The 23,006-nt window shown below is 73.1% G+C and carries 18 protein-coding genes; 13 read left to right on the top strand and 5 right to left on the bottom strand.

The features are described from left to right. Positions 1-381: 381 nt before the first annotated feature. Both aceE and ACYP53_RS15595 read left to right on the top strand, forming a co-directional pair. Positions 382-3,132, top strand: coding sequence for a pyruvate dehydrogenase (acetyl-transferring), homodimeric type (gene aceE, locus ACYP53_RS15600; RefSeq protein ID WP_189918177.1), 2,751 nt, complete (start codon positions 382-384; stop codon positions 3,130-3,132). Between the two features lie 102 nt (positions 3,133-3,234). Further along, on the top strand, positions 3,235-3,684 hold the full coding sequence (locus ACYP53_RS15595) for a nitroreductase/quinone reductase family protein (protein WP_459647710.1): 450 nt from the start codon (positions 3,235-3,237) through the stop codon (positions 3,682-3,684). A 105-nt stretch (positions 3,685-3,789) separates the two neighbouring features. Here the strand turns inward: ACYP53_RS15595 and ACYP53_RS15590 are convergent, their stop codons facing one another. Continuing rightward, on the bottom strand, positions 3,790-5,274 hold the full coding sequence (locus ACYP53_RS15590) for an MFS transporter (RefSeq protein WP_459647988.1): 1,485 nt from the start codon (positions 5,272-5,274) through the stop codon (positions 3,790-3,792). A gap of 335 nt (positions 5,275-5,609) precedes the next feature. Between ACYP53_RS15590 and ACYP53_RS15585 the strand changes: the two genes are divergently transcribed. The 9 genes from ACYP53_RS15585 to ACYP53_RS15545 all read left to right on the top strand — a co-directional run bounded on the left by ACYP53_RS15585 (position 5,610) and on the right by ACYP53_RS15545 (position 17,430). Further along, complete coding sequence (locus ACYP53_RS15585; RefSeq protein WP_189918166.1) at positions 5,610-6,290, top strand: TetR/AcrR family transcriptional regulator; 681 nt, start codon at positions 5,610-5,612, stop codon at positions 6,288-6,290. A gap of 88 nt (positions 6,291-6,378) precedes the next feature. Beyond that, a complete protein-coding gene (locus ACYP53_RS15580; RefSeq protein WP_459647709.1) occupies positions 6,379-7,725 on the top strand; it encodes a sensor histidine kinase in 1,347 nt (448 codons plus the stop codon). Continuing rightward, on the top strand, positions 7,722-8,396 hold the full coding sequence (locus tag ACYP53_RS15575) for a response regulator (RefSeq protein ID WP_459647708.1): 675 nt from the start codon (positions 7,722-7,724) through the stop codon (positions 8,394-8,396). Before ACYP53_RS15580 ends, ACYP53_RS15575 begins: the two co-directional genes overlap by 4 nt. Before the next feature lie 162 nt (positions 8,397-8,558). Continuing rightward, on the top strand, positions 8,559-9,683 hold the full coding sequence (locus tag ACYP53_RS15570) for an alpha/beta hydrolase (RefSeq protein ID WP_459647707.1): 1,125 nt from the start codon (positions 8,559-8,561) through the stop codon (positions 9,681-9,683). A 73-nt stretch (positions 9,684-9,756) separates the two neighbouring features. After that, positions 9,757-11,004, top strand: a complete 1,248-nt coding sequence (locus tag ACYP53_RS15565; protein WP_459647706.1) for an acyltransferase family protein — start codon at positions 9,757-9,759, stop codon at positions 11,002-11,004. Positions 11,005-11,180: 176 nt separating this feature from the next. Then, positions 11,181-13,106, top strand: coding sequence for a galactose oxidase-like domain-containing protein (locus tag ACYP53_RS15560; protein ID WP_459647705.1), 1,926 nt, complete (start codon positions 11,181-11,183; stop codon positions 13,104-13,106). A 29-nt stretch (positions 13,107-13,135) separates the two neighbouring features. Next, entirely contained in the window at positions 13,136-15,547 is a 2,412-nt protein-coding gene (locus ACYP53_RS15555; RefSeq protein ID WP_459647704.1) for a Dyp-type peroxidase, read from the top strand. 133 nt (positions 15,548-15,680) lie between these two features. Beyond that, positions 15,681-16,016, top strand: coding sequence for an MmcQ/YjbR family DNA-binding protein (locus tag ACYP53_RS15550; protein ID WP_189918153.1), 336 nt, complete (start codon positions 15,681-15,683; stop codon positions 16,014-16,016). 199 nt (positions 16,017-16,215) lie between these two features. Further along, complete coding sequence (locus tag ACYP53_RS15545; protein ID WP_459647703.1) at positions 16,216-17,430, top strand: alpha/beta hydrolase; 1,215 nt, start codon at positions 16,216-16,218, stop codon at positions 17,428-17,430. Between the two features lie 14 nt (positions 17,431-17,444). Here the strand turns inward: ACYP53_RS15545 and ACYP53_RS15540 are convergent, their stop codons facing one another. Continuing rightward, entirely contained in the window at positions 17,445-18,434 is a 990-nt protein-coding gene (locus tag ACYP53_RS15540; protein ID WP_459647702.1) for a helix-turn-helix transcriptional regulator, read from the bottom strand. Positions 18,435-18,535: 101 nt separating this feature from the next. Here ACYP53_RS15540 and ACYP53_RS15535 point away from each other — a divergent pair, with 101 nt between their 5' ends. Further along, entirely contained in the window at positions 18,536-19,114 is a 579-nt protein-coding gene (locus tag ACYP53_RS15535; protein ID WP_459647701.1) for a TIGR03086 family metal-binding protein, read from the top strand. Positions 19,115-19,223: 109 nt separating this feature from the next. On the opposite strand, the gene ACYP53_RS15530 is transcribed toward ACYP53_RS15535, so the two are convergent. Both ACYP53_RS15530 and ACYP53_RS15525 read right to left on the bottom strand, forming a co-directional pair. Continuing rightward, the gene (locus tag ACYP53_RS15530) at positions 19,224-20,237 is read right to left on the bottom strand and encodes an aldo/keto reductase (protein WP_459647700.1); all 1,014 of its coding nucleotides are present in this window, start codon (positions 20,235-20,237) and stop codon (positions 19,224-19,226) included. A gap of 290 nt (positions 20,238-20,527) precedes the next feature. After that, complete coding sequence (locus ACYP53_RS15525) at positions 20,528-21,031, bottom strand: MerR family transcriptional regulator (protein ID WP_459647699.1); 504 nt, start codon at positions 21,029-21,031, stop codon at positions 20,528-20,530. Between the two features lie 176 nt (positions 21,032-21,207). Between ACYP53_RS15525 and ACYP53_RS15520 the strand changes: the two genes are divergently transcribed. After that, positions 21,208-22,038 carry a serine hydrolase domain-containing protein gene (locus ACYP53_RS15520; RefSeq protein WP_459647698.1) on the top strand — a complete coding sequence of 277 codons (831 nt, stop codon included), beginning with the start codon at positions 21,208-21,210 and terminating at the stop codon, positions 22,036-22,038. A gap of 13 nt (positions 22,039-22,051) precedes the next feature. Here ACYP53_RS15520 and ACYP53_RS15515 read toward each other — a convergent pair whose 3' ends face one another. Next, positions 22,052-22,828: a pirin family protein gene (locus tag ACYP53_RS15515; protein ID WP_459647697.1), complete on the bottom strand. Its 777-nt coding sequence runs from the start codon at positions 22,826-22,828 to the stop codon at positions 22,052-22,054. Positions 22,829-23,006 lie beyond the last annotated feature (178 nt).

Here is a 23,006-nt window from a genome sequence, read left to right as displayed (position 1 = left end):
CACGTGTCGGGAATCACACCGATTTGCCCTTCTCTGCGTAGGACAACGATGCTTCGGGTGGTCCCGGCCCACAGGCCGTACGCGTGCCCGAGATGCGAACGGCATTCGGGGTCCGCGCGTGCGCGGGCGTAGAGTCTCCTGTTGGCCCTCACCCCGGCCGCCCGCCATCGGGCGGACGGGACACCAGGTCGGACCACCTCTTTTCGTAACACCCGGGGGTGTGCGGAGCGGACGAAGACGCCCGCGCCGCTCACCACCAGACCGGACCGTCCACCAGGCGGAACGGTTACCGATCGGTAGAGATGACGGATCTCCGAGCGCGGTAGCACGATGGAGGCGGCGCGACACACCTCTAGTTTCGACCGACAGTGAAGGAACAGCGTGGCTTCCGGATCCGATCGCAACCCGATCATCATTGGCGGCCTTCCGAGTCAGGTCCCGGACTTCGATCCCGAGGAGACCGCGGAATGGCTGGAGTCGCTCGATGCGGCCATCGACGAGCGGGGGCGTGAGCGTGCCCGTTACCTGATGCTGCGGCTGATCGAGCGCGCCCGCGAGAAGCGTGTCGCCGTGCCCGAGATGCGCAGCACGGACTACGTCAACACCATCGCCACCAAGGACGAGCCGTTCTTCCCCGGCAACGAGGAGATCGAGCGCAAGATCCTCAACGCGACCCGGTGGAACGCGGCCGTCATGGTCTCCCGGGCGCAGCGCCCGGGCATCGGCGTGGGTGGCCACATCGCCACCTTCGCCTCCTCCGCGTCGCTCTACGACGTCGGCTTCAACTACTTCTTCCGCGGCAAGGACGCCGAGGGCGAGTCCGGCGACCAGATCTTCTTCCAGGGTCACGCCTCCCCCGGCATCTACGCCCGCGCCTTCCTCCTGGACCGACTCACCGAGCAGCAGCTCGACGCGTTCCGCCAGGAGAAGTCGAAGGCCCCGTACGGCCTCTCCAGCTACCCGCACCCGCGGCTCATGCCGGACTTCTGGGAGTTCCCGACCGTCTCGATGGGCCTCGGCCCGCTCGGCGCGATCTACCAGGCCCGGATGAACCGCTACCTGGAGCACCGCGGCATCAAGGACACCTCCGACTCCCAGGTGTACGCCTTCCTGGGCGACGGCGAGATGGACGAGCCCGAGTCGCTCGGCCAGCTGTCCCTGGCCGCCCGCGAGGGCCTGGACAACCTGACCTTCGTGGTCAACTGCAACCTGCAGCGCCTCGACGGCCCGGTCCGCGGCAACGGCAAGATCATCCAGGAGCTGGAGTCCCAGTTCCGGGGTGCCGGCTGGAACGTGATCAAGCTCATCTGGGACCGCAGCTGGGACCCGCTGCTCGCGCAGGACCGCGACGGCGTCCTGGTCAACAAGCTGAACACCACGGTGGACGGCCAGTTCCAGACCTACGCCACCGAGTCCGGCGAGTACATCCGCGAGCACTTCTTCGGTTCCGACCTGCGCCTGCGCAAGATGGTCGAGAGCATGACCGACCAGCAGATCCAGCACCTGGGTCGCGGCGGCCACGACCACAAGAAGATCTACGCGGCGTTCAAGGCGGCCCGCGAGCACAAGGGCCAGCCGACGGTCATCCTCGCCCAGACCGTCAAGGGCTGGACGCTGGGCCCCAACTTCGAGGGCCGCAACGCCACCCACCAGATGAAGAAGCTGACGGTCGAGGACCTGAAGCGCTTCCGCGACCGGCTGCACCTGCCGATCACCGACAAGCAGCTCGACGAGGGCTACCCGCCCTACTACCACCCGGGCCGCAACTCGGAAGAGATCCAGTACATGCACGACCGCCGGCAGGGCCTGGGCGGCTTCGTGCCGACCCGCAAGGTCCGCCCGCGGCAGCTGGAACTGCCCGGCGACGACGCGTACAAGGCGGTCAAGAAGGGTTCCGGCAACCAGACCATCGCCACCACCATGGCGTTCGTCCGGGTGCTCAAGGACCTCATGCGGGACAAGGGCATCGGCAACCGCTTCGTGCCGATCGCGCCCGACGAGTACCGCACCTTCGGCATGGACTCGCTCTTCCCGTCGGCGAAGATCTACAACCCGCTCGGCCAGACCTACGAGTCGGTCGACCGGGACCTGCTCCTCGCCTACAAGGAGTCGCCGACCGGCCAGATGCTGCACGACGGCATCTCCGAGGCCGGCTGCACCGCCTCGCTGATCGCCGCGGGCTCGGCCTACGCCACCCACGGCGAGCCGCTGATCCCGGTGTACGTCTTCTACTCGATGTTCGGGTTCCAGCGCACCGGCGACCAGTTCTGGCAGATGGCCGACCAGCTGGCCCGCGGCTTCGTGATCGGCGCCACCGCCGGCCGCACCACCCTGACCGGTGAGGGCCTGCAGCACGCCGACGGTCACTCGCACCTGCTGGCCTCGACCAACCCCGGCGTCGTCGCGTACGACCCGGCGTACGGCTTCGAGATCGCGCACATCGTCCAGGACGGTCTGCGCCGGATGTACGGCTCCAGCGCCGAACACCCGAACGGCGAGGACGTGTTCTACTACATGACCGTCTACAACGAGCCGATCAAGATGCCGGCCGAGCCCGAGAACGTGGACGTCGAGGGCATCCTCAAGGGTCTGCACAAGTACGCTCCGGCGACCGCCGGCCAGATCCCGGCCCAGATCCTCGCCTCCGGCGTGGCCGTGCCGTGGGCGCTGGAGGCCCAGCGCATCCTGGCCGAGGAGTGGAACGTCAAGGCCGACGTCTGGTCCGCGACCTCCTGGAACGAGCTGCGCCGCGACGCGGTGGAGGCCGAGGAGTTCAACCTGCTGCACCCCGAGGAGCCGCAGCGGGTGCCGTACGTCACCCAGAAGCTCCAGGGCTCCGAGGGCCCGGTCGTCGCGGTGTCCGACTGGATGCGCGCCGTGCCGGACCAGATCTCCCGCTGGGTGCCGGGCCAGTACCAGTCGCTGGGCGCCGACGGCTTCGGCTTCGCCGACACCCGTGGCGCGGCCCGTCGCTTCTTCCACATCGACGCGCAGTCGGTCGTCCTGGGCGTGCTCACCGAGCTCGCCAAGCAGGGCAAGATCGACCGCTCGGCGCTGAAGGAGGCGATCGACCGCTACCAGCTGCTCGACGTGACGGCTGCCGACCCGGGCTCCGCCGGCGGCGAGGCCTGATCACCGGCTAGACGACGAAGGGCCGGACTCCCGTACGGGGGTCCGGCCCTTCGGGGTTGCCGCTTGACCCTCACACCGGTGTCAGCTCCTAGGGTGACCGGCATGACGAACCCCACCGCGCTCCCCCGCCACCCCGAACCCGCCGACGGCGCGGGCGAGTTCAACCGCGACGTGATCGCCGAGTTCCGCGCGCGGGAGGGCGCGGTGGGCGGTGACCTCGCCGGCATGCCCCTGCTCCTGCTCACCGTGGTCGGCGCCCGCAGCGGCGAGCCGCGCACCACCCCGCTGGTCTACCTGCCGGACGGCGACCGGCTGGTGGTCTTCGCCTCCAACGGCGGCAGCGACACGGACCCGGTCTGGTACCGCAACCTGGTCGCCCACCCCGGGGTCACCGTCGAGGTCGGCACCGACCGGTACCCGGCCCTGGCGGCCCCGGTCGACCCGGCCGAGCACGACGCGCTCTGGGCCCGCCAGATCGCCGCCCAGCCGCAGTTCGCCGGGTACCGCACCGCGGCCCGGACGGTCCCGCTGGTCGCCCTCACCCGCGTCTGAGCACACCTCCGAACACCGCCACGGCCCCGGACACCACGACCGCCCGCGAACACCACGACGGCCCCGGACTCCGCCGAGTCCGGGGCCGTGGTGCACGGGCGCGCGTCAGATGTGCACGGCGGGGCCCGCGTCGGTGGTGCCGCGGCGGGTGAGCAGGCCGAGCAGGGCGGCGGCGAAGGCCACCACGGCGGCGACCGCGAACGCGAGCGACATGCCGCTGACGAAGGACTCGTGGACGGCACCCGCCATCGCGTCCACCACCTGCTGCGGGGTGCCGGCCGGGGCCGGCGGGGCGATGCCGAGCTGGGCGGCCTGCTTGAGGCCGTCGGCCTCGGGGCCCTGGACCGGCGGCAGGCCGGCCCCGGCCCAGTTGCCGGGCAGCACGTCGCCGACCTTGGCGGCCATCAGCGCGCCCAGCACCGCGGTGCCGAGGCTGCCGCCGACCTGCATCGCGGCCTGCTGCAGGCCGCCGGCCACGCCGGACAGCTCCAGCGGGGCGTTGCCGACGATCACCTCGGTGGCGCCGACCATGACCGGGCTGATGCCGAGGCCCATCAGGACGAACCAGAGCGACATCACGCCGTTGCCGGACCCGGTGTCCAGGGTGGACATGCCGACCATCGCGGTGGTGGTGATCAGCATGCCCGCCACGATCGGGATCCGCGGACCGAGCCTGCCGATCGCGATGCCGGCCAGCGGCGAGCCGACGATCATCATCCCGGTCATCGGCAGCAGGTGGACGCCGGCCTCGACCGGCTTCATCCCGTGCACGTTCTGCAGGTAGAAGGTGACGAAGAAGATCGCGCCGAAGAACGCGAAGGCCATCAGCACCATCAGCAGGACGCCCGCCGACAGCGGCACCGAGCGGAACAGGCCGAGCGGGATCAGCGGCTCGCGCGCCTTGCCCTGCCAGAGCGCGAAGAGCACCATCAGCAGCACCGCACCGCCCAGCAGGAGCAGCGTCCGCGCGTCGCCCCAGCCCCACTCGGGGGCCTTGATGATGCCGAAGACCAGCGCGAACATCCCGACCGACAGCAGCGCGATGCCGGGCAGGTCGAAGGACTTGGCGGCGTTCTCGGCCCGTACGTCCCGGAGGATCCACAGGCCGAGCGCCAGCGCGATCAGGCCGACCGGGATGTTGATGAAGAACACCGACTCCCAGTTGACGTGCTCGACCAGCAGGCCGCCGACGATCGGGCCGGCCGCGGTGGAGGCGCCGATCACGCCGCCCCAGATGCCGATCGCCATGTTGAGCCGCTCGGCCGGGAAGGCCCCGCGCAGCAGGCCGAGCGCGGCCGGCTGGAGCAGCGCGCCGAACAGGCCCTGGAGCACCCGGAAGGCGATCACGGTCTGGATGTCGCCGGCGAAGCCGATCGCGGCCGAGGTGGCGGCGAAGCCGACCGCGCCGACCAGGAAGGTGTTCTTGTGGCCGAACCGGTCGCCGATCTTGCCGGCGGTGATCAGGAAGACCGCCAGGGCGAGCAGGTAGCCGCTGGTGACCCACTGGATCTCGGACGGGGCGGCGTTCAGCTTCTCCTGGATCACCGGGTTGGCGATGGCGACGATCGTGCCGTCCAGCGCGACCATCATCACGCCGACGGCGACGGTCAGCAGGGTCAGCCAGGGGTGCCCCTTGAGTCCGCTCCCGGACGGCGGCGTCGGCGGCGGCGCGGCGTCCGCCTCGGAGTTCTTGACGACGGACTGGCTCATCTGGGCCCTCCGGGGGCGTGGCTCGTTCGGAACGTGGTCGTGGCGCCCCGGCCCACCCGTCCCCACAGGTGCCCCGGCCCGACGGGCGCCACTCGCGGCAGATTATGTCAGCCGCTGACATTCGGCAAACAGTGACTTCTGGCCATTACTGACATTTGTCAGAACGCTAAAGTTGTGCTCCCACCCGCCGCACCAGCGCCCCGGAAGGCCCCACCATGGCCGCTCGCACCCCCCGCCCCGCCGGCACCCCGGAGGACCTCGGGCGGACACCCGGGCTGCGCGAGCGCAAGAAGCAGCAGACCAGGTACGCCCTGGTCCAGGCCGCCCACGTGCTCTTCCTCAGCCAGGGCTTCGCCCGGACGACCGTCGACGAGATCGCCTCCGCCGTCGACGTCTCCCAGCGCACCTTCTTCCGGTACTTCGCCAACAAGGACGAGGTCGCGCTCGCCGTGATGGCCGACGCCGAGGACTACTTCATCGAGTGCCTGCGCCACCGCCCCGCCGAGGAGACCCCGCTGCAGGCCCTGCGCGCCTCGATCGTCAAGGCCTGGCGCGACCTCGGGAACGCCAAGGCCTCCGGCCCCGGCTCGATCAGCAGCGCCCTCGAACTCATGCGGATGATCGAGGACGCCCCCACCCTGCTCGCCGCCCACCTGCGCCGGGTCACCGAGCAGGAGCGGATCGTCGTCCGGGTGCTCGCCGAGCGGGAGGGGCTGGACCCCCGGGAGGACCTGCGCCCCACCGTGCTCGCCGCCGTCTTCGGCAGCGTCCTGCGCGCCGCCCACCTCTCCTGGACGGCCGACCGCGAACCCGAGGGACCGGAGGGCATGATCGCCCTGATCGAGCGCCACTTCGACCAGCTCGGCCCGGCCCTGACCGGCCACTGGCGCGCCTGAACGCCCGCCCGGGTCATACCGGGGTACTACCCCGGATCCCGGCCCCCGGTCGGACTCGCCGCGGCCGTCCCGCCCCTAGTCTGGCCTGATGATCGACTCGTCCGCCGGATCCCGCCCCACCGGCACGGCGCGGGCCCTGCTCAACGCGCTCGTCCGGCCCTCCGCCGACCACACCCCGCTGCTGGCCCAGGCCTCCCGGCCGTGGGCCCGCCACCTCCCGTACGTCCTCGCGGTGGCCGCGATCGCCTCGCTGCTGCCCAGCGGGATCAACGTGCTGGCCAACGACTACGGGCTCAACGGGGGGCTCGCCGGTGCGCTCGCCGTCGCGCAGACCGCGCCGCTGCTGCTCGCGGTGAGCCGGCCGCTGGCCGCCTGGTGGATGATCGGCGGCACCGATCTGCTGGCCGCCCTGCTGGTCCTGACCACCGGGAGCGGGACCGGCAGCCTCTGGCCGTGGATCCCCACCAGCCTGATCGGCTACCTGATCCTGATGCTCCCGCTCTCCCTCCGCGAGCCGCGACGCACCCTGGTCGCGGTCTGGCTGGTCACCGCGGCGGCCGGGGGCGCCCTGACGATCGCCGGGGCGGGCTCCCGCTTCACCGGGAACAACGTCCTCCTCGCGATCGCCCTGACCGGTGCCGTCCTGCTGCTCGGTGGGGCCCTGCGGGAACGCGCCGAGGCGCGCCGGCTGCTCACCGAACAGGAGCACATCAGCGAGGCCGAACGCGAGCGCCGCACCCTGCTGGAGGAACGCGCCCGGATCGCGCGGGAGTTGCACGACGTGGTGGCCCACCACATGTCGGTGATCGCGGTCCAGGCCGCCAGCGCGCCGTACCGGATCAGCGACGTGCCGGCCGAGGCCGCCGAGGAGTTCGGCACGATAGCCGGCACCGCGCGCGAATCGCTCGCCGAGATGCGCCGGCTGCTGGGCGTGCTGCGCAGCGAGGACTCCGGCGGCGAGCGGGCCCCGCAGCCCGGGGTGGGCCAACTCGCCCAGCTGGTCGAGACGGTGGGACGGGCCGGAGTGCCGGCCGAACTGACCGTGGACACCGGGCTGGCGGAGACGGTGCCGCAGGCCGTCGGCCTCTCCGCGTACCGGATCGTCCAGGAGGCGCTCGCCAACGTGGTGCGGCACGCCCCCGGCGCGCGGACCTGGGTGTCGCTCTCCTCGGACGGGCCGGAGCTGCTGGTGACCGTGGTCAACGCGCCGCCGGCCGAGCGCACCGAGTCGCTGGAGGCCTCGGCCGAGGGCACCGGGCAGGGCCTGGTCGGAATGCGCGAACGCGTCCGGCTGGTCGATGGCAGGCTGGACACCGGCCCGCTGCCGGACGGCGGCTTCAAGGTGGCCGCCGTCCTGCCCCTCGACACCTCAGACACCGCAGACAGCCCAGACGCCCCAGGCAGCCCAGACACCCCCCGGGAGACCACCGCATGACCATCCGCGTGATCATCGTCGACGACCAGGCCATGGTGCGCGCGGGCTTCGCCGCCCTGCTGAACACCCAGACCGACATCGACGTGGTGGGGGACGCGGCGGACGGCGCCCAGGCCCTGGAGGTCACCGGGCGCACCCACCCCGACGTGGTGCTGATGGACGTCCGGATGCCCGTGATGGACGGCCTGGAGGCGGCCCGGCGGCTGCTCGGCCCGGCGGTGCCGGGCGCCCACCGGCCCAAGGTGCTGATGCTGACCACCTTCGACGTGGACGACTACGTGTACGAGGCGCTGCGCGCCGGCGCCAGCGGCTTCCTGCTCAAGGACGCCCCGCCCGCCGACCTGATCGCGGCCGTCCGGGTGGTCGCGGCCGGCGAGGCGCTGCTCGCCCCCTCGGTGACCCGGCGGCTGATCGAGGACTTCGCCCGCACCCGCCCGGCCCGGCGCCACGACCCCAAGGTGCGGCTCAACGGCCTCACCCCGCGCGAGACCGAGGTGCTGGCGCTGATCGCCCGCGGCCTGTCCAACCAGGAGATAGCCGCCGACCTGGTGCTCGCCGAGCAGACCGTCAAGACCCACATCGGGCGCATCCTCGCCAAGCTCGACCTGCGCGACCGCGCCCAGGCCGTGGTGCTGGCCTACGAGTCGGGCCTGGTGACCCCCGGCCAGTAGGGGGGCTGTCCCCACCCCGCTGACCCCCCTCCCGCGAGCGGGAAATCCTCCTGATACCCCAGTACCACAAGGCAGTTGGCCCCGCGGTGTGACGTCCGCGGGGCCGTGCTGTTCCTACCTTCCTCTCCGTAGCGAGCCGGACGGACGAGGGGGAACAGGGACATGCGCGGACTTCGGGTCAGGAGGGCGCTCGCCGCCGCCGCGGTGGCGCTGGCGGCGGTACTCGGCGCGGGCGGCTGGGCCGCCGGCACCCAGACCCCGCTCACCGGACCACCGCCCGGCAGCGCCGCCTGGACCGCCGACGCCTCGCTCGGCCTGCGGCTGCCCGACCCGGCCACCGCCACCCCGGCCGACGTCGCCGCGTTCTTCGCCGGGTTGGCACCGGCACGGCAGGACGCGCTGGCCGTCCGGCACCCGCTGGTGGTCGGCAACCTGGACGGCGCCCCGGTCCCGCTCCGGTACCGCGCCAACGCCCTGGCCCTCGCCGCCGAACGCACCCGTGAACTCGCCCGGGCCGTCGACCCCGCCCTCACCCCGCAGGACCACGCGGCCGCCCGTACCCGCGCCGAGCGCTACCGCACCCTGCTGGACGGCGGACGGCAGGTCCTCGCCTTCGACCCGCGCGGCCGCGGCCAGGTCGCCGAGGTGTACGGCGACCTGACGGGCGCCGCCCGCACCGCCGTGATCGTCCCCGGCTCGGACATCGACCTGCTCAGTTTCGACCGCGCGGGCAACCCGTACGGCACCCCCGCCGGCATGGCCCGCGCACTCCACGAGGCGACCGGCCGGCAGGTCGCCGTGATCGCCTGGGCCGGCTACACCACCCCGGTCGGCCTCGGCCCGGACGCCGCCACCGAGGACCTCGCCCGGGCCGGCGCCGACCGCCTCACCCGGCTGCTCGACGGACTCGCCGCCACCACCCGCCCGCAGGCCCCGGCCACCGTGTACTGCCACAGCTACGGCTCGGTGGTCTGCGGCCTGGCCCGCCCCACCCCGGCCCGGGCCTCCGGCGTGGTGGTGCTCGGCTCCCCCGGCATGGGCGTCGGCTCCGCCGCCGACCTCGACCCGCGCGTCCCGCTCTGGGCCACCGCCCGCAACGGCTCCGACTGGATCGGCGACGTGCCCAACGTGCGGCTGTTCGGCCTCGGCCACGGCACCGACCCGACCGCCCCCGGCTTCGGCGCCCGCCCGCTGCCCGCCACCGGATCCCACGGCCACAACGGCTACTTCGCCCCCGGCACCGACTCGCTCGCCGCGTACGCCGCCGTCGCCCTCGGCCGCGCCTGAGCGCCAAGCGCCGAGCGCCGAGCCACCCGAGCACCCCCCGCACCCAGCCCCCCGCACCGGAAGGAGCACCACCATGGCACGGAGCACCACCGCCGCCCACCCGCTCACCGCCCTGCGCCACGCCGCCCGACGGGTCGACGCCAAGACCCCCGCCACCCGCGACCGCGCCCTGGACGGGCTGCGCGCCCTCGCCCTGCTCGCCGTCCCGGTCGGGCACTGGATGCTCGGCGGCTTCACCCGCTCCCCCGACGGCGTGCTGCACAACGCCAGCCCGCTCTCCTCGCTCGGCTTCTTCGCCCCGATCAGCTGGGCGCTCCAGATGCTCGGGGTGTTCTTCCTGGTCGGCGGCCACTCCTCGGTCCGCTCACTGGAACGGGCCCGCGCCCGCGGCGGGTCCTACGGCGGGTGGCTGCGCAGCCGGGCGGTGCGGCTGCTGCGTCCGGTGCTCGGGGTCACGGCCGTCTGGGCGCTGCTGATCCCGCTGCTGCCCGCGCTCGGCGTGCCCGCCGACACCCTGCGCACCGGCGCGACGCTGGTGGTGCAGCCGCTCTGGTACATCGGGGTCTACCTGGGCCTGACCGCGCTCACCCCGCTCTGCGTGGCCGCCGGGCGCCGGCTGGGCGGCTGGTCGGCGGGCCTGCTGGCGGCCTCGGTCGCCGTCGTCGACCTGCTCCGGTACGGGCCGTGGGCGCAGGCGGTGCCGTCCTGGGTCGCGCTGCTGAACATCCTGCCGGGCTGGCTGTTCGGCTACCAGCTCGGCGTGCTCTGGGCGCAGGGCCGGCTCGGCCGGCCGGCCGCCCGGGTGCTGCTGCTCGGCGGCGGCGCGCTGTTCGCCGCGCTGCTGCTGGTGTTCCACTACCCGGCCAGCATGGTCGGCGTGCCGGGGGCGGAGCGCACCAACTCGCACCCGCCGTCCCTGCTGGTGCTCGCGCTGGCGGCGTTCCAGTGCGGCGCCGCGGTGCTGCTGCGGGAGCGGCTGGGCCGGCTGCTGACCCGCCGTCCGCTGCTCTGGCTGCCGGTGGTGGTGGTCAACCTGTCGGCGATGACGATCTTCTGCTGGCACCAGAGCGCGATGCTCGCGGTGGCGGTGCCCGGCGCGGCCGGCCTGGGCGCCGTCCCGGGGCTGACCACCGCGCCGGACTCGCTCGGCTGGGTGGCCGCGCGGCTGGCCCTGCTGCCGCTGTTCGGAGCGGTGCTGGTGGCGATCGGGTGGTTCACCCGGCGGTTCGACGGGCCGTGGACGGCCTTCTCCCGGGCCGGGAAGGCGGCGGCCGGCGCCGGGGCAGCGCTGTTCGCGGCGTACGCGCTGGGCGTGGTGTGACGTTCCGCCGGGCTCGGTGCGACCGTTCCGTCGAGGGAATGCATCGGCATGCGAACCACCACACGCTGTGATCTCCTGTCACCGTTGGCGACCATCGCAGGACCGCGCCCGCCCACGGCCCGTCCGCCCGCATTCGCCGCCTCCCTCCCTCCGCGCACCCCCTCCTTAGGAGACCCATGTCCCTGTCCCCACCACGCCCCCAGCCACGGCGCCGGGCCCGCCGACGGCTGTCGGGCACCGCCGTCGTCCTCGCGGTGACCGCCGGCAGCCTGCTGGGCACCGCCGCCCCGGCCCTCGCCCACGGGCCCGGCTCCGACGACCTGACCCCGCACGTCGACTCCCCCCGGGTGATGGCCGAGCTGCGGCAGGACGAGGTCGCGGCGCTCGGCCAGGAGCACGCCGAGGAGCACGCCCGGATGCGCGCCGCCGTCCGGGGCATCGGCGACTACCCGCAGACCACCCGCACCAACCGCTACAACGCGCTGACGGCCTCCCAGGCCGATCACAACAGGGCCTTCGACCCGGCGACCTTCGGCGCGTTCAAGGAGTACTTCCCGTCCCCCGACTTCGGCGACCACGTCGCGCTGCTGCCGACCGGCAAGGTGCTGCTGTTCTCCTTCGAACGGATCGAGACCAACCCGGAGAAGGAGCCCGCCCCGACCCAGACCATCGGCAAGGAGAACGCGGGCCGGGCCTTCCTCTGGGACCCGGCCAAGGGCACCGGCAAGGACGCCTTCAAGCAGGTCACCCCGCCGGTCGCCGACATGCCGGACGGCCTGGGCGAGCAGCGCCCGGTGCCGTTCTTCTGCTCCGGCCACTCCTTCCTGCCCAACGGGATGCTCGGCGTCTTCGGCGGCAACCTGGGCGGCAACGGCGGTACGGGTGCCAAGCTCTCGCTGATCTTCGACCCCTGGACCGAGACCTGGACCCGCAACCCCGACATGTCGGTCGGCCGCTGGTACCCCTCGGTGGTGACCGGCGCCGACGGCCGGCAGCTGATCATGTCCGGGCAGTCCGAACTCGGTTACGGCACCCCGACCCCGGTGGTCGAGCGGTTCCCCGCCAAGAACTTCGCGGTGCCGGTGAAGAAGACCGACCTCCCCGCCAACACCCCGGTGGAGCGGTTCAGGGCGGACGCCCCGTTCAGCACCGACTACCCGCACCTGTTCTCGCTCAACGACGGCAACGTCTACGGCTTCGGCCGCACGCCCAACGAGCAGTGGAAGTTCGACCCGGTCGCCGAGTCCCGCGGCGACCTCACCGCCCGCCCCGACGGCCGCAGGCGCAACTACGGCTCCGCCGTGATGCTGCCGAGCGGCGTCAACGGCCCGGACTCCGCGCTGATCCTCGGCGGCGACCGGGACAACCCGAGCACCCTGCGCTTCTCCAACGGCAGTTGGACCGCCGACAAGTCCCGCGCCTTCGGCCGCACCCAGGACGACACCGTCCTGCTGCCCGACGGCAGGCTGCTGACCGTCAACGGCGCCTACGACATCCGCGACTACGGCAACGGTCCGTACAACCCCAACGCGGACCTCAAGTACCGCCAGATCGAGCTGCGCGACGACCAGGGCAACTGGAAGCTCGGCCCGGTCCAGCGGCTGCCGCGCGGCTACCACTCCAACGCGGTGGTGCTGCCGGACGGGCGCGTCATGGTGACCGGCGACGAGCTCCAGCAGCTGGCCAACAACACGGACGTCAACGGCACGGTGAGCGGCATCCCCGGCACCACCGGCCCGACCACCATGAACGGCACCATCGAGATCTACGAGCCGCCGTACCTGAGCCAGGGCGACCGGCCGGCGCTGGCCAACGCGCCCACCACCCCGGTCGGCTACGACAAGACCTTCACCGTCACCAGCACCACCCCGGGCCTGGCCGCCAAGGCCGTCCTGCTGGCCCCGACCACCTCCACCCACTCGGTCAACACCAGCCAGCGCCACATCGAGCTGCGGCTCACCAGCCGGGCCGGCAACCGGCTGCAGCTCCAGGCCCCGCCGGACGCCAAGGCCGCCCCGCCCGGCTGGTACATGCTCTTCCTGCTCAGCGACCAGGGCGTGCCCAGTGTCGCGCAGTGGGTCCAACTCGGCTCCTCGGCCTGATCCCCGCAGTACGAAAGGACTTCCCACCCATGACCACGGAACCGAACCTGCGCGACAGCGAGGAGATCCAGGGCGACATCCTCGCCGGGTTCAAGAAGGACAACGTCAGTGTCCTGTTCCTCAAGTTCGAGGACGCCGCCCGGGCCCGCGACTGGCTGCGCAAGCTGACCCCGCAGATCTCCACCACCCGCGAGGTCGCCACGTTCAACGAGGCGTTCAGCGAGGCCAGGCAGGCCTCCGGCGGCGACGACCCCAAGTCGCTGACCGCCACCTGGCTCGGCATCAGCTTCACCTACGAGGGCCTGCGGATGCTCTCCGCGAGCGACCCGTTCCCGACCGCCCCGCCGGTCGGCAGCGGGCTGGAGGCCTTCAAGCAGGGTTCGGCCCAGCGTGCCTTCGCACTCGGCGACACCGGTGACAACAGGCCGGACAACTGGCTGTTCGGCAACGGGAAGAACCAGCCGGTGCACGCCGTGCTGAAGATCTCCGCCGACACCGAGCGGGACCTGCAGTCGGCCGTCGAGGCCCAGCGGATCTCCGCCGCCGAGTGCCGGGTCCTGATCGTCTACCAGCAGAACGCGCAGACCCTGCTGGGCAGCCGCCGCGGCAAGGAGCACTTCGGCTTCAAGGACGGCATCAGCGAGCCCGGCATCAGCGGCTTCGACCGGCCCAACCCGGCCAAGCCGGACGAGGTGGACGGCCACCCGGGCACCCGGCTCATCCCGGCCGGCGAGTTCGTCTGCGGCCTGGAGAACGACCGGTTCAGCTTCCCCAGGGACCGCTACCCGGAGTGGTCGCGCAACGGCTCCTTCCAGGTGGTCCGCCGGCTCGCCCAGGACGTACCCGGCTGGTGGTCGCAGGTCGCGGTCAAGCTGGAGGAGCTCAGGCAGGCCAAGGCCGTCCCGGAGAACGCCACCACCGAGTGGCTGGCCGCCCGGATGGTCGGCCGCTGGCGATCCGGCGCACCGGTCTGCAAGCACCAGGACCGGGACGTCCCGAACAACCCGAACGCCGCCAAGGACAACGACTTCGACTTCCGGGACGACCCGGAGGGCCTGGTCACCCCGCTCTGGTCGCACCTGCGCAAGACCGAACCCCGAGCCGGCCTGCAGGAGAGCCCGGACAAGCCCGCGTTCCCGGCCAGGGACCTCAACGGCCGGCGGATCATGCGCCGCGGCACCCCGTACGGCGCGCCGTTCGACCCGGCCTCCGAGGGCCCCGGCGGCCCCGACGACCCCCGCGGCCTGCTGTTCATCTGCTACCAGGCCGACCTGCAGCGGCAGTTCGAGTTCATCCAGGCCGACTGGATGGACCAGCGGAACTTCCCGCCCAACCGCGACTCCCAGGGGACCACCCCGCCCGGGCACACGAGCCCGAGGCCCGTCCCCGGCCGGGACCCGGTCACCCAGCACTGCCTGGACCCGGACACGGGTGAGGTCACCCCGGTCGACTACGAGAGCCGGGACGCGAGCGGCCTGATCCAGCACACCCCGCTGAACTTCGCGCAGTTCGTCCGGACGACCGGCTCGGTGTACGCCTTCATGCCCTCCCTGAGCATCCTGCGCGGGCTCTGCGAGGGACGGCTCACCCCGGTCGGCGGGCAGGGCAGCAACGGCCAGACCGGCGGGCAGACCGGCGGACAGACGGGCAGCCAGACCGGCGGGCAGACGCAGCCCAAGCCGCAGCCGGTGAAGGCGTACCCGTGCGACGAGTTCGTCGGCGTCCCGGACCAGTACCGCAAGGGCGGCCAGAGCCAGTACTGGGCGTTCCACGGCGACCGCTGCCGGCTGATCTCGGTGGCCGACGGCTCGGCCCACACCGACCGGAAGGTCGAGGACGACACCTGGCTCACCAGCTGGACCTGTCTCCAGGGCGTCGGCCGGGTCGACTGCTTCCTGCCCGTGCCGGACCAGCAGGACCCGGCCGGCAAGAGCTGGTACTGGGTCTTCCACAGCACCGGCGGCCGCCAGCTGTACCGGATGGTCTCGGTCACCTGCGCCGGCGGCCGGTACACCACCACGCTCGAACGCTCCGACCGCGACCTCACCCACTGGGGCTCGCTCAGCGGCGTCGGCCAGGTGGACTGCTGGCTGCCCGTCCCGGACCAGCAGCGGGTCGGCGGCAAGAGCTGGTACTGGTGCTTCCACACCACGGCCGGCCGCCAGCAGTACCGGCTGATCTCGATCGCCGACGGCACCTCGCACACCGACGTGCGCGAGCGCACCGACCGTGAACTCTCCCAGTGGAGCTCGCTGAACGGGCTCAACCGGGTGGACTGCTTCCTGCCCGTCCCGGACTGCCAGCGGGTCGGCGGGAACAGCGAGTTCTGGGTGTTCAGCGGCCAGAACTACCGCCGGATCTCGATCGCCGACGGCAGCGGCCACCCGGACCGGCTGGTCGCCGCCGACCGCTCCTGCGACGCCTGGGCCTCGCTGTCCTGACCGGTGCGTGGCCCGACCGGCCCCGGCCCGGCCGCCCCGGCCCGGTCGCCCGGCCCCGGACCCACCCGCGCCCCCGGTGCGCTGTCACGCGCGCCGGGGGCGCGTTGTCGGTGCCCTGCTCTAACCTGCCGCCATGGTGACGTTCGACGAGTTCCGCACGATGGCCATGGCCCTGCCGGAGGCCGCCCAGGAGCCGACCTGGGACATCGAGACGCTGCGGGTGCGCGGCCGGATCTTCGCGATGGGCGCGCCCGACGGCGACCGGGTCACCGTCAAGGCCTCCCCCGAGGACCAGGCCGAACTCCTCGCCGCCGAACCCGAGGTGTTCTCCTCCGCCCCCTACGTCGGCCGGCACGGCTGGGTGAGCGTCCGGCTCGCCCTGGTGGACCGGGACGAGCTGCGCGACCTGGTCACCGAGGCCTGGCGGCGGACGGCACCGAAGCGGCTGGTACGGGAGTTCGACGCCTGAGCGGACGGCCGTACGGGTCTCCGGCGCACCACTGGGAGACGCCGTCAGGACACCCTCGGTTCATGTGACTCATCCCACAGTTTGGCCGTGCCCGCCACCCCGTCGGGCCCCCTAGGCTTGCGCAGGGAAGTCAGCAGTCTTATCGCACCCTCCGGGCACCGCCCGAGAAACGGTGACGGGCCCCAAGGGAGTTGGTGCGGTGCGCAACCGTCGACGCTGGAAGCGGGTACTGGTCGGAGCGTTCGCGGGTTGTGCCGTGCTCGCCGATGCCGGCGCCTCGGCCGCCGCGGCGGCCGTCTCCTCCGAGCAGCTCGCGATCTCCACGCCCCCGGCCGGCAGCGCCGCCTGGGTCCAGGACCACTCCTACGGCCGCGTGCTGCCCGATCCGGCCACCACCAGCCCGGCCGCCGCCGCCGAGTTCTTCGCCTCGCTGGCGCCCACCGAGCTGGACCGGCTGATCCAGGAGTACCCGCTGGTCGTCGGCAACTACGACGGCGCCCCGCTGGACCTGCGCTACCGCGCCAACCGGATCGCCCTGGCCGTCGAGCGCGACAAGGCCAAGGCCCGCGCCGAGGACCGCGAGCTCGACTCCGACACCCGCGCGCTGGCCGTCTCCCGCGCCAACGACGTCGATCACCTGCTCGCCCCCGGCCGGCAGATCCTGGCCTTCGACCCGCGCGGCCGTGGCCTGGTCACCGAGGTGTGGGGCGACCTCGCCGACGCCGAGCGGATCTCCGTCCTGGTGCCCGGCTCGGACGCCGACCTCGGCCACTTCGACCAGACCGCCGAGCCGCTGCGCTCCCCGGCCGGCATGGCCCGCGCCCTCCACGCCGAGGAGCAGCGCCAGGCCCCGGGCACCCGTACCGCCGTGATCTCCTGGACCGGCTACGTCACCCCCTCCGGCCTCGGCCCGGACGCGGCCACCTCCCGGCTCGCCGACGTCGCGGCGCCCCGGCTGGAGCGGCTGCTCGCCGGGCTCAAGGAGACCACCCGGCCGGACGTGCCCCCGTCGCTGCTCTGCCACTCGTACGGCTCGGTGGTCTGCGGCACCGCCGCCCCGAAGATCCCGCGGGCGGCCGCCTCGCCGTCCGACACCTCGGGCATCACCGACATGATGGTGTTCGGCAGCCCCGGCATGGGCGTGCAGAGCACCGCCGAACTGGGCGACGGCGTACACGTCTGGGCCGCCCGCAACCCCAGCGACTGGATCGGCAACGTCCCGTTCCTGGAGGTCGGCAAGCTCGGCCACGGCGCCGACCCGACCGGCGGCGGCTTCGGCGCCGAGCAGATCTCCTCGGCCCGCGCGGTCGGCCACAACGGCTACTTCACCGACGGCACCGACAGCCTGCACAACTTCGCGGCGATCTCCCTCGGCCACTACCGGGACGTGGTCCGGACGGAGCCCAACTCCTAGAGCCCGTTCACGCCCTACGACGGCTGGTCCTGGTACAGCCGCAGGGCGTCCGCCGCCGCCCTGGCCAGTTCGCGCCGGGCGGCCGGCGGGGCCAGCACCTCGGCGTCCGCGCCGAAGGCCAGCAACGACCGGACGGCCGCAGGGGACGGGAAGGCCATCGCCACCTCCACCCAGTCCTCGGCCGGCCCGACGCCGGTCTCCGGCGGCTGCGCGGTGACCCGGCCGCCGTGGATGCGCAGGAACAGGTCCAGCCTGCCGCGCCGTACCCGCACCCGTACCGGCAGTTCCTTCGGCAGCCGCTCCACCTGCTCGCGCAGCACCGCCCACACCTCGCCGAGCCCCACCCCGGCCCGGCGGCGCACCGCCTCCTCGGTGGTCTCGGCGGCCAGCACCCGGTCGGCCCGGAACAGCCGCGGCTCGCCGTGCAGATCGGCCACCAGGTACCAGACCGACGCCTTGCTCACCAGCCCGTACGGGTCCACGGTGTACTCCGCCGGCGCGGGCGTGCCGCTGTGCCGGTAGCGCAGCCGCAGCCGGCGGTCGGCGAAGACCGCGTACTGCAGTTCGCCGAGGTCCGGGCCGGCCGCGGCGGCGGGCGGGCCGCCCTGCATCCAGCGGGCCGGGTCGACCAGGATCCGCTCGCTGATCCGCTCGGCGGCCGGGCGGTGCGGGGCCGGCAGCGCCGCCATCACCTTGCGCAGCGCCGAGCCGAGCGCGCCCTCCAGCCCGAGGTCGCTGTGCGCGCCCTGGGCGGAGAGCACGAACAGCGCCCTGGCCTCGTCCGCGGTCAGGCCGGTGACGTCGGTGCGGTAGCCGGGGAGCAGGCCGATGCCGCCGTGCCGCCCGCGCTCGGTGACCACCGGCACCCCGGCGGCGGAGAGCGACTCCACGTCGCGGTAGATGGTGCGGACGGACACCTCCAGCCGCTCGGCGAGTTCGGTGGCGGACACCCGGCCGCGGGTCTGGAGCAGCAGGAGGACGGAGAGCAGGCGGTCGGCCTTCATGGAACAAGAATCCCAGTAATCCTGACGGCGCTTGTCAGGTTTTACTGGGAGATTGCGTTCCGAGCCCGAAAGACCGGCCCACTACGGAGAGTTGACCGCACATGAACGCCGTCCAGGACGCCCGCCCGCAGTACCTGCTCGCCCTCGACCAGCTGGAGAAGCTGTTCGCCACGATCACCCCGGCGGACCTCGACCGGCCCACCCCCTGCCCCGAGTTCACCCTGCGTCAGCTGCTCAACCACGTGGTCGGCGGCGTCCACCGCCTCGCCTACATGGGCGAGGGCGGCCGCTCCGAGGACATCCTGCCCGGCATCGTGGACCCGTCGGACGAGGGCTGGCCGGCCGCGCTGGGCCGGGCCCGCGCCCGGGTCGCCGCCGCCTGGGCGGACGACGCCAAGCTCGGCCGCCCGACCTTCGCCCCCTGGGGCGAGGTGCCCGGCGCCGCCGCGGTCGGCGGCTACGTGATGGAGGCGGTGACCCACACCTGGGACATCGCCACCAGCCTCGGCAACGGCTTCGTCCTGGACGACGGGCTGGCGCACACCGCGCTGGGCATCGCCCAGGCCGTCCTGCCGGCCGAGGGCCGGGGCGAGGGCGTGCCGTTCGGCGCCGTCCGGCCGGCCGCCGAGGACGCCGACGTCCACGCCCGACTGGCCGCCTGGCTGGGCCGCGCCGCCTGAACCGACGCGACGGGCAGGGCCCGGGGAGCCGGCGGCTCCCCGGGCCCGTCCCGCTACCTCCGGCCCGCTACCTCCGGCCCGCTACCTCCGGCCGGCCGCTTCCGGCCGGCTACTCCCGGCCGACCGAGGTGAAGCTCATGTCCGCGTAGCGGTCCCCCGACACCCGGCCGGCCACCGGCTCCAGCAGCGCCAGCTCCGCCGCGGTGAGCCGCAGCGTCACCGCCCCGGTGTTCTCGGCGAGCCGGCTGCGCTTGCGGGTGCCCGGGATCGGCACGACGGTCAGCCCGTGCACCTCGGCCCGCTGGTGCACCCAGGCCAGCGCGACCTGGGCGAGCGTCACGCCGTGCGCCTGCGCGATCTCCCGCAGCGGGGCGAGCAGTTCGCCGTTGGCGGCTGCGTTCTCGCCGGTGTAACGGGGGTGGGTGCGCCGGAAGTCCGTCGCGGAGAGCCTCTCGGCGTCCTGGAACGCGCCGGTGAGGAAGCCCCGCCCGAGCGGCGAGTACGGCACGAAGGCGACGCCCAGCTCCGCCGCGGCCGGCACCGCCGAGCGCTCGACATCGCGGGCGAACACCGACCACTCGGACTGCAGCGCGGCGATCGGGTGGACGGCGTGCGCCTCCCGCAGTTCGGCGCCGGTCACCTCGGACAGGCCGAGGTGACGCACCTTGCCGGCCTCGACCAGCTCGGCCATCGCGCCGACCGACTCGGCGAACGGCACGGCCGGGTCGCGGCGGTGCATGTAGTAGAGGTCGATCTCGTCCACGCCGAGGCGGCGCAGCGAGGCGTCGACGGCGGCCCGGATGTACGCCGGGTCGTTGCGGATGGCGCGCCGGGTCGGGTCGTCCTCCGAGCGCTCGATGGCGAACTTGGTGGCGATCACCACCCGGTCCCGGTTGGCCTTGACGAAGGGGCCGACGAACTCCTCGTTGCGGCCGAAGCCATACATGTCGGCCGTGTCGAACAGGGTGACACCGCGCTCCAGCGCGGCACCCAGGGTGGCGAGCGCCTCGTCTGAGTCGGTCGGACCGTAGAACTCGCTCATGCCCATGCAGCCGAGGCCCTGGACGCCCACCAGCGGGCCGCCCGTGCCGAGTTCGGCGGTGGGAAGGACGGGGTGAGTCATGTGATACCTCCACAAACCCCCGACCGAGGCCGGGGAATGGATCGGATCTTTTGCGGAATAGGTCGATTGCCACGGACAGTGATAGCGTGGTCACGCCGGGTCGGAGCGATAACCAAGCTTCGGCCCGGCCTACCGCCGGGCCGGCGGGAAGTCAGGTCTGTGGAGCTGATGTAAGACCGATGGGCGGCACACCGTCCCTCCGCTGGTAACCCCAGGTCGGCAATCGACTGTGAAGCAGAAAGCCCGACCCGCGAGGGCCGGAATCCTCTGGCTTCGGCCGGAGGCTGAGGTCAAGCGCTCTGCTCTTCCTCTTGGTGGTACCGGCATTCGACCGGGGCGCCGGTGCTGCCGGCGATCTTCCCGGCGTAGAGATCGATCTTGTAGTCGAGGACGGCGAGGGTGGCCTGGAGGTCGACGATCCGCTGCCGGACCTCCTCGCGCTGGTCGACCAGCAGCTGCCGGCGGTCCTCGTAGGTCCCCTCGCCCTGACGGGCCATGTCGACGTACCTGAGCATGTCCGCCACGGACATGCCGGTCAGCCGCAGCCGGCCCAGGAAGGCCAGCCGGTGCAGGTCGGCGTCGCAGTAGCGGCGCTGGCCGCCGGCCGCGCGGTCGACCGGGTCCAGCAGGCCGATCCGCTCGTACCAGCGCAGGGTGTGGGCGGTCAGGCCGCTCGCGGCGGCGACCTCGCTGATGGTGTGCCGCGGGGTCCGGTCCGGATCGCCGCCGGGTGCGCGGTTGAACACCTCGGAGCAGCTGAGCGGGTCGACCTCGACTCGTGCGGGCGTGGCCATCGAACGTTTCCCCCCTGTCCTGTACGACCTGTCGTCGCACGACCGGTCCTCACGCGACCCGTCCTGTGCGACGGGAACGACGCTACCGAGTTGGAGTGCACTCCAAGCAAGCCGGTCCGACCCGTCAGCCGGGTGCCCCCGCCACCCGTCTCCGACCCCGGCTACAGTCGAGGTCCATGGAGAGCTTGCGCATGATCGACAACTGGCCGGTGCCCCACGCCGCGGCGGCGGTGGTCCGGGGGGCGGACGGCGCGGTGCTGGGGGCGCACGGCCCGCAGCAGCACCTGTTCCCGCTGGCGTCGGTGACCAAGCTGCTCACCTCGTACGCGGCGCTGGTCGCGGTCGAGGAGGGCGTGTTCGAGCTGGACGACCCGGCCGGGCCGCCCGGTTCGACGGTGCGCCACCTGCTCGCGCACACCTCCGGCCTGGGCTTCGACGAGGACCGGGTGTTCGCCGAGCCCGGCAACCGCCGGCTGTACTCCAACGCGGGCTTCGACGCGCTGGCGCGGACGCTGTCCGAGGCCGCCGGGATCGAGTTCTCCCGCTATGCCGCCGAGGCGGTGTTCGAGCCGCTGGGCATGGCCGACACCCTGATCAACACCGCGCACAAGTCCCCGGCCGGCGCCGGCGGCCTGTCCACCGTCGCCGACCTCGCCCGGTTCGCCGCCGAGCTCCAGGCCCCCAAGCTGCTGGACCCGTCCACCGTCCTGCGGGCCACCCGCGAGGTGGCGTTCCCCGGCACCAGCGGCGTGCTGCCCGGCTACGGCCACCGCCGCCCGAACGACTGGGGCCTCGGCTTCGAGATCCGCGACGGCAAGAGCCCGCACTGGACCGGCACCGCCAACTCCCCCGCGACCTTCGGCCACTTCGGCCAGTCCGGCACCTTCCTGTGGGTCGACCCGCGGGCGGGCGCGGCCTGCGTCGCGCTCACCGACCGGGACTTCGGCCCGTGGGCGGTCGAGGCCTGGCCGGCCTTCTCCGACGCGGTCCTCGCCGAGCTGGGCTGAGAGCCGGGCCCCCTCAGCCGTACGAGACCGGCGAGTGCATCTCCCAGAGCAGGAGCTGCGCGCCGGTCTCGCCGGCCGTCGGGTCGGCGAAGGCGTCGCCGGTGATCCGCACGCTGTCGCCCGGGACCATCGAGCGTCCGCCGCCCTTGGGCCCCGGGACGGTCCGGTAGCCCAGCGAGCCGGCCGTCAGGTGGGCGTACCGCCAGGGGGCCGCGGGCAGTCCGGGCAGCGGCTGCCACGGCCCGGCGGCCGCCAGCCAGAGCGCGGCGTCACCGCGGCGCAGCCGCAGCGCGTCCGTCCCGGCGTCGCGCTCCAGACCGGAGGCGAGCAGTGTCAACCCGTCGTCGGCCGGTTCCACCTCGCGCAGCCCGTACGCCGGCTCGGCGTCGAACCTGTCCGGCTGGAGCCACATCTGGACGAAGCGCACCGGGCCGGTGGCGCCGTCGGCGTTGCGCTCGGTGTGGGTGACGCCCGAACCGGCGCTCAGGTGCTGGACCGTCCCCGGGCGGACCACCCCCTCGTGGCCGTGGGAGTCCCGGTGGGCGAGCGCGCCCTCCAGCACCCAGGTCAGGATCTCGGTGTCCCGGTGCTTGTGCTCCTCGAACCCCGCGCCGGGGGCGAGGAGTTCCTCGTTGCAGGCGAGCAGCGCGCCGAAGTGGGTGTTCTTCGGGTCGTAGTGGCCGGAGAAGGAGAACGCGTGGCGGGTCTCGACGCCCTCGGCCGGGGTGGAGCGGTAGCGCTCGCCGGTGCGGCGCAGGTCGGCGCGGGGGCGTTCTGGGGCGTCGGTCACGCGCCCCACACTAAAGGGTGTGACCCTTGCCACCGTGCCGCTCCGCCGGGGGGTGTGCACGAGCAGTCACTCACGTGAGGCAGTCTTGTCCTTGTGCCAGCCGCCTCCGCGAACGCCAAGAGCGAACCCAGTCCCGCACCCGAACCGACCGGGAAGAGCCCGGCTCCCCGGTCGGGCC

The organism is Kitasatospora sp. Ki12 (genome assembly GCF_054601375.1).
The sequence above is the reverse complement of the archived record's forward strand: the minus strand, read 5'-3'. Positions and strand labels throughout refer to the sequence as shown.

Excerpts from the sequence above, each read along its gene's own strand:
- ACYP53_RS15525 (WP_459647699.1), bottom strand. The coding sequence starts at position 21,031 with ATGGCCACGCCCGCACGAGTCGAGGTCGACCCGCTCAGCTGCTCCGAG.
- ACYP53_RS15550 (WP_189918153.1), top strand. The coding sequence starts at position 15,681 with ATGGTGACGTTCGACGAGTTCCGCACGATGGCCATGGCCCTGCCGGAG.
- ACYP53_RS15535 (WP_459647701.1), top strand. The coding sequence starts at position 18,536 with ATGAACGCCGTCCAGGACGCCCGCCCGCAGTACCTGCTCGCCCTCGAC.
- ACYP53_RS15595 (WP_459647710.1), top strand. The coding sequence starts at position 3,235 with ATGACGAACCCCACCGCGCTCCCCCGCCACCCCGAACCCGCCGACGGC.
- ACYP53_RS15565 (WP_459647706.1), top strand. The coding sequence starts at position 9,757 with ATGGCACGGAGCACCACCGCCGCCCACCCGCTCACCGCCCTGCGCCAC.
- ACYP53_RS15520 (WP_459647698.1), top strand. The coding sequence starts at position 21,208 with ATGGAGAGCTTGCGCATGATCGACAACTGGCCGGTGCCCCACGCCGCG.
- ACYP53_RS15540 (WP_459647702.1), bottom strand. The coding sequence starts at position 18,434 with ATGAAGGCCGACCGCCTGCTCTCCGTCCTCCTGCTGCTCCAGACCCGC.
- ACYP53_RS15570 (WP_459647707.1), top strand. The coding sequence starts at position 8,559 with ATGCGCGGACTTCGGGTCAGGAGGGCGCTCGCCGCCGCCGCGGTGGCG.
- ACYP53_RS15560 (WP_459647705.1), top strand. The coding sequence starts at position 11,181 with ATGTCCCTGTCCCCACCACGCCCCCAGCCACGGCGCCGGGCCCGCCGA.
- ACYP53_RS15530 (WP_459647700.1), bottom strand. The coding sequence starts at position 20,237 with ATGACTCACCCCGTCCTTCCCACCGCCGAACTCGGCACGGGCGGCCCG.
- ACYP53_RS15580 (WP_459647709.1), top strand. The coding sequence starts at position 6,379 with ATGATCGACTCGTCCGCCGGATCCCGCCCCACCGGCACGGCGCGGGCC.
- ACYP53_RS15590 (WP_459647988.1), bottom strand. The coding sequence starts at position 5,274 with ATGATGGTCGCGCTGGACGGCACGATCGTCGCCATCGCCAACCCGGTG.
- ACYP53_RS15555 (WP_459647704.1), top strand. The coding sequence starts at position 13,136 with ATGACCACGGAACCGAACCTGCGCGACAGCGAGGAGATCCAGGGCGAC.
- ACYP53_RS15575 (WP_459647708.1), top strand. The coding sequence starts at position 7,722 with ATGACCATCCGCGTGATCATCGTCGACGACCAGGCCATGGTGCGCGCG.
- ACYP53_RS15585 (WP_189918166.1), top strand. The coding sequence starts at position 5,610 with ATGGCCGCTCGCACCCCCCGCCCCGCCGGCACCCCGGAGGACCTCGGG.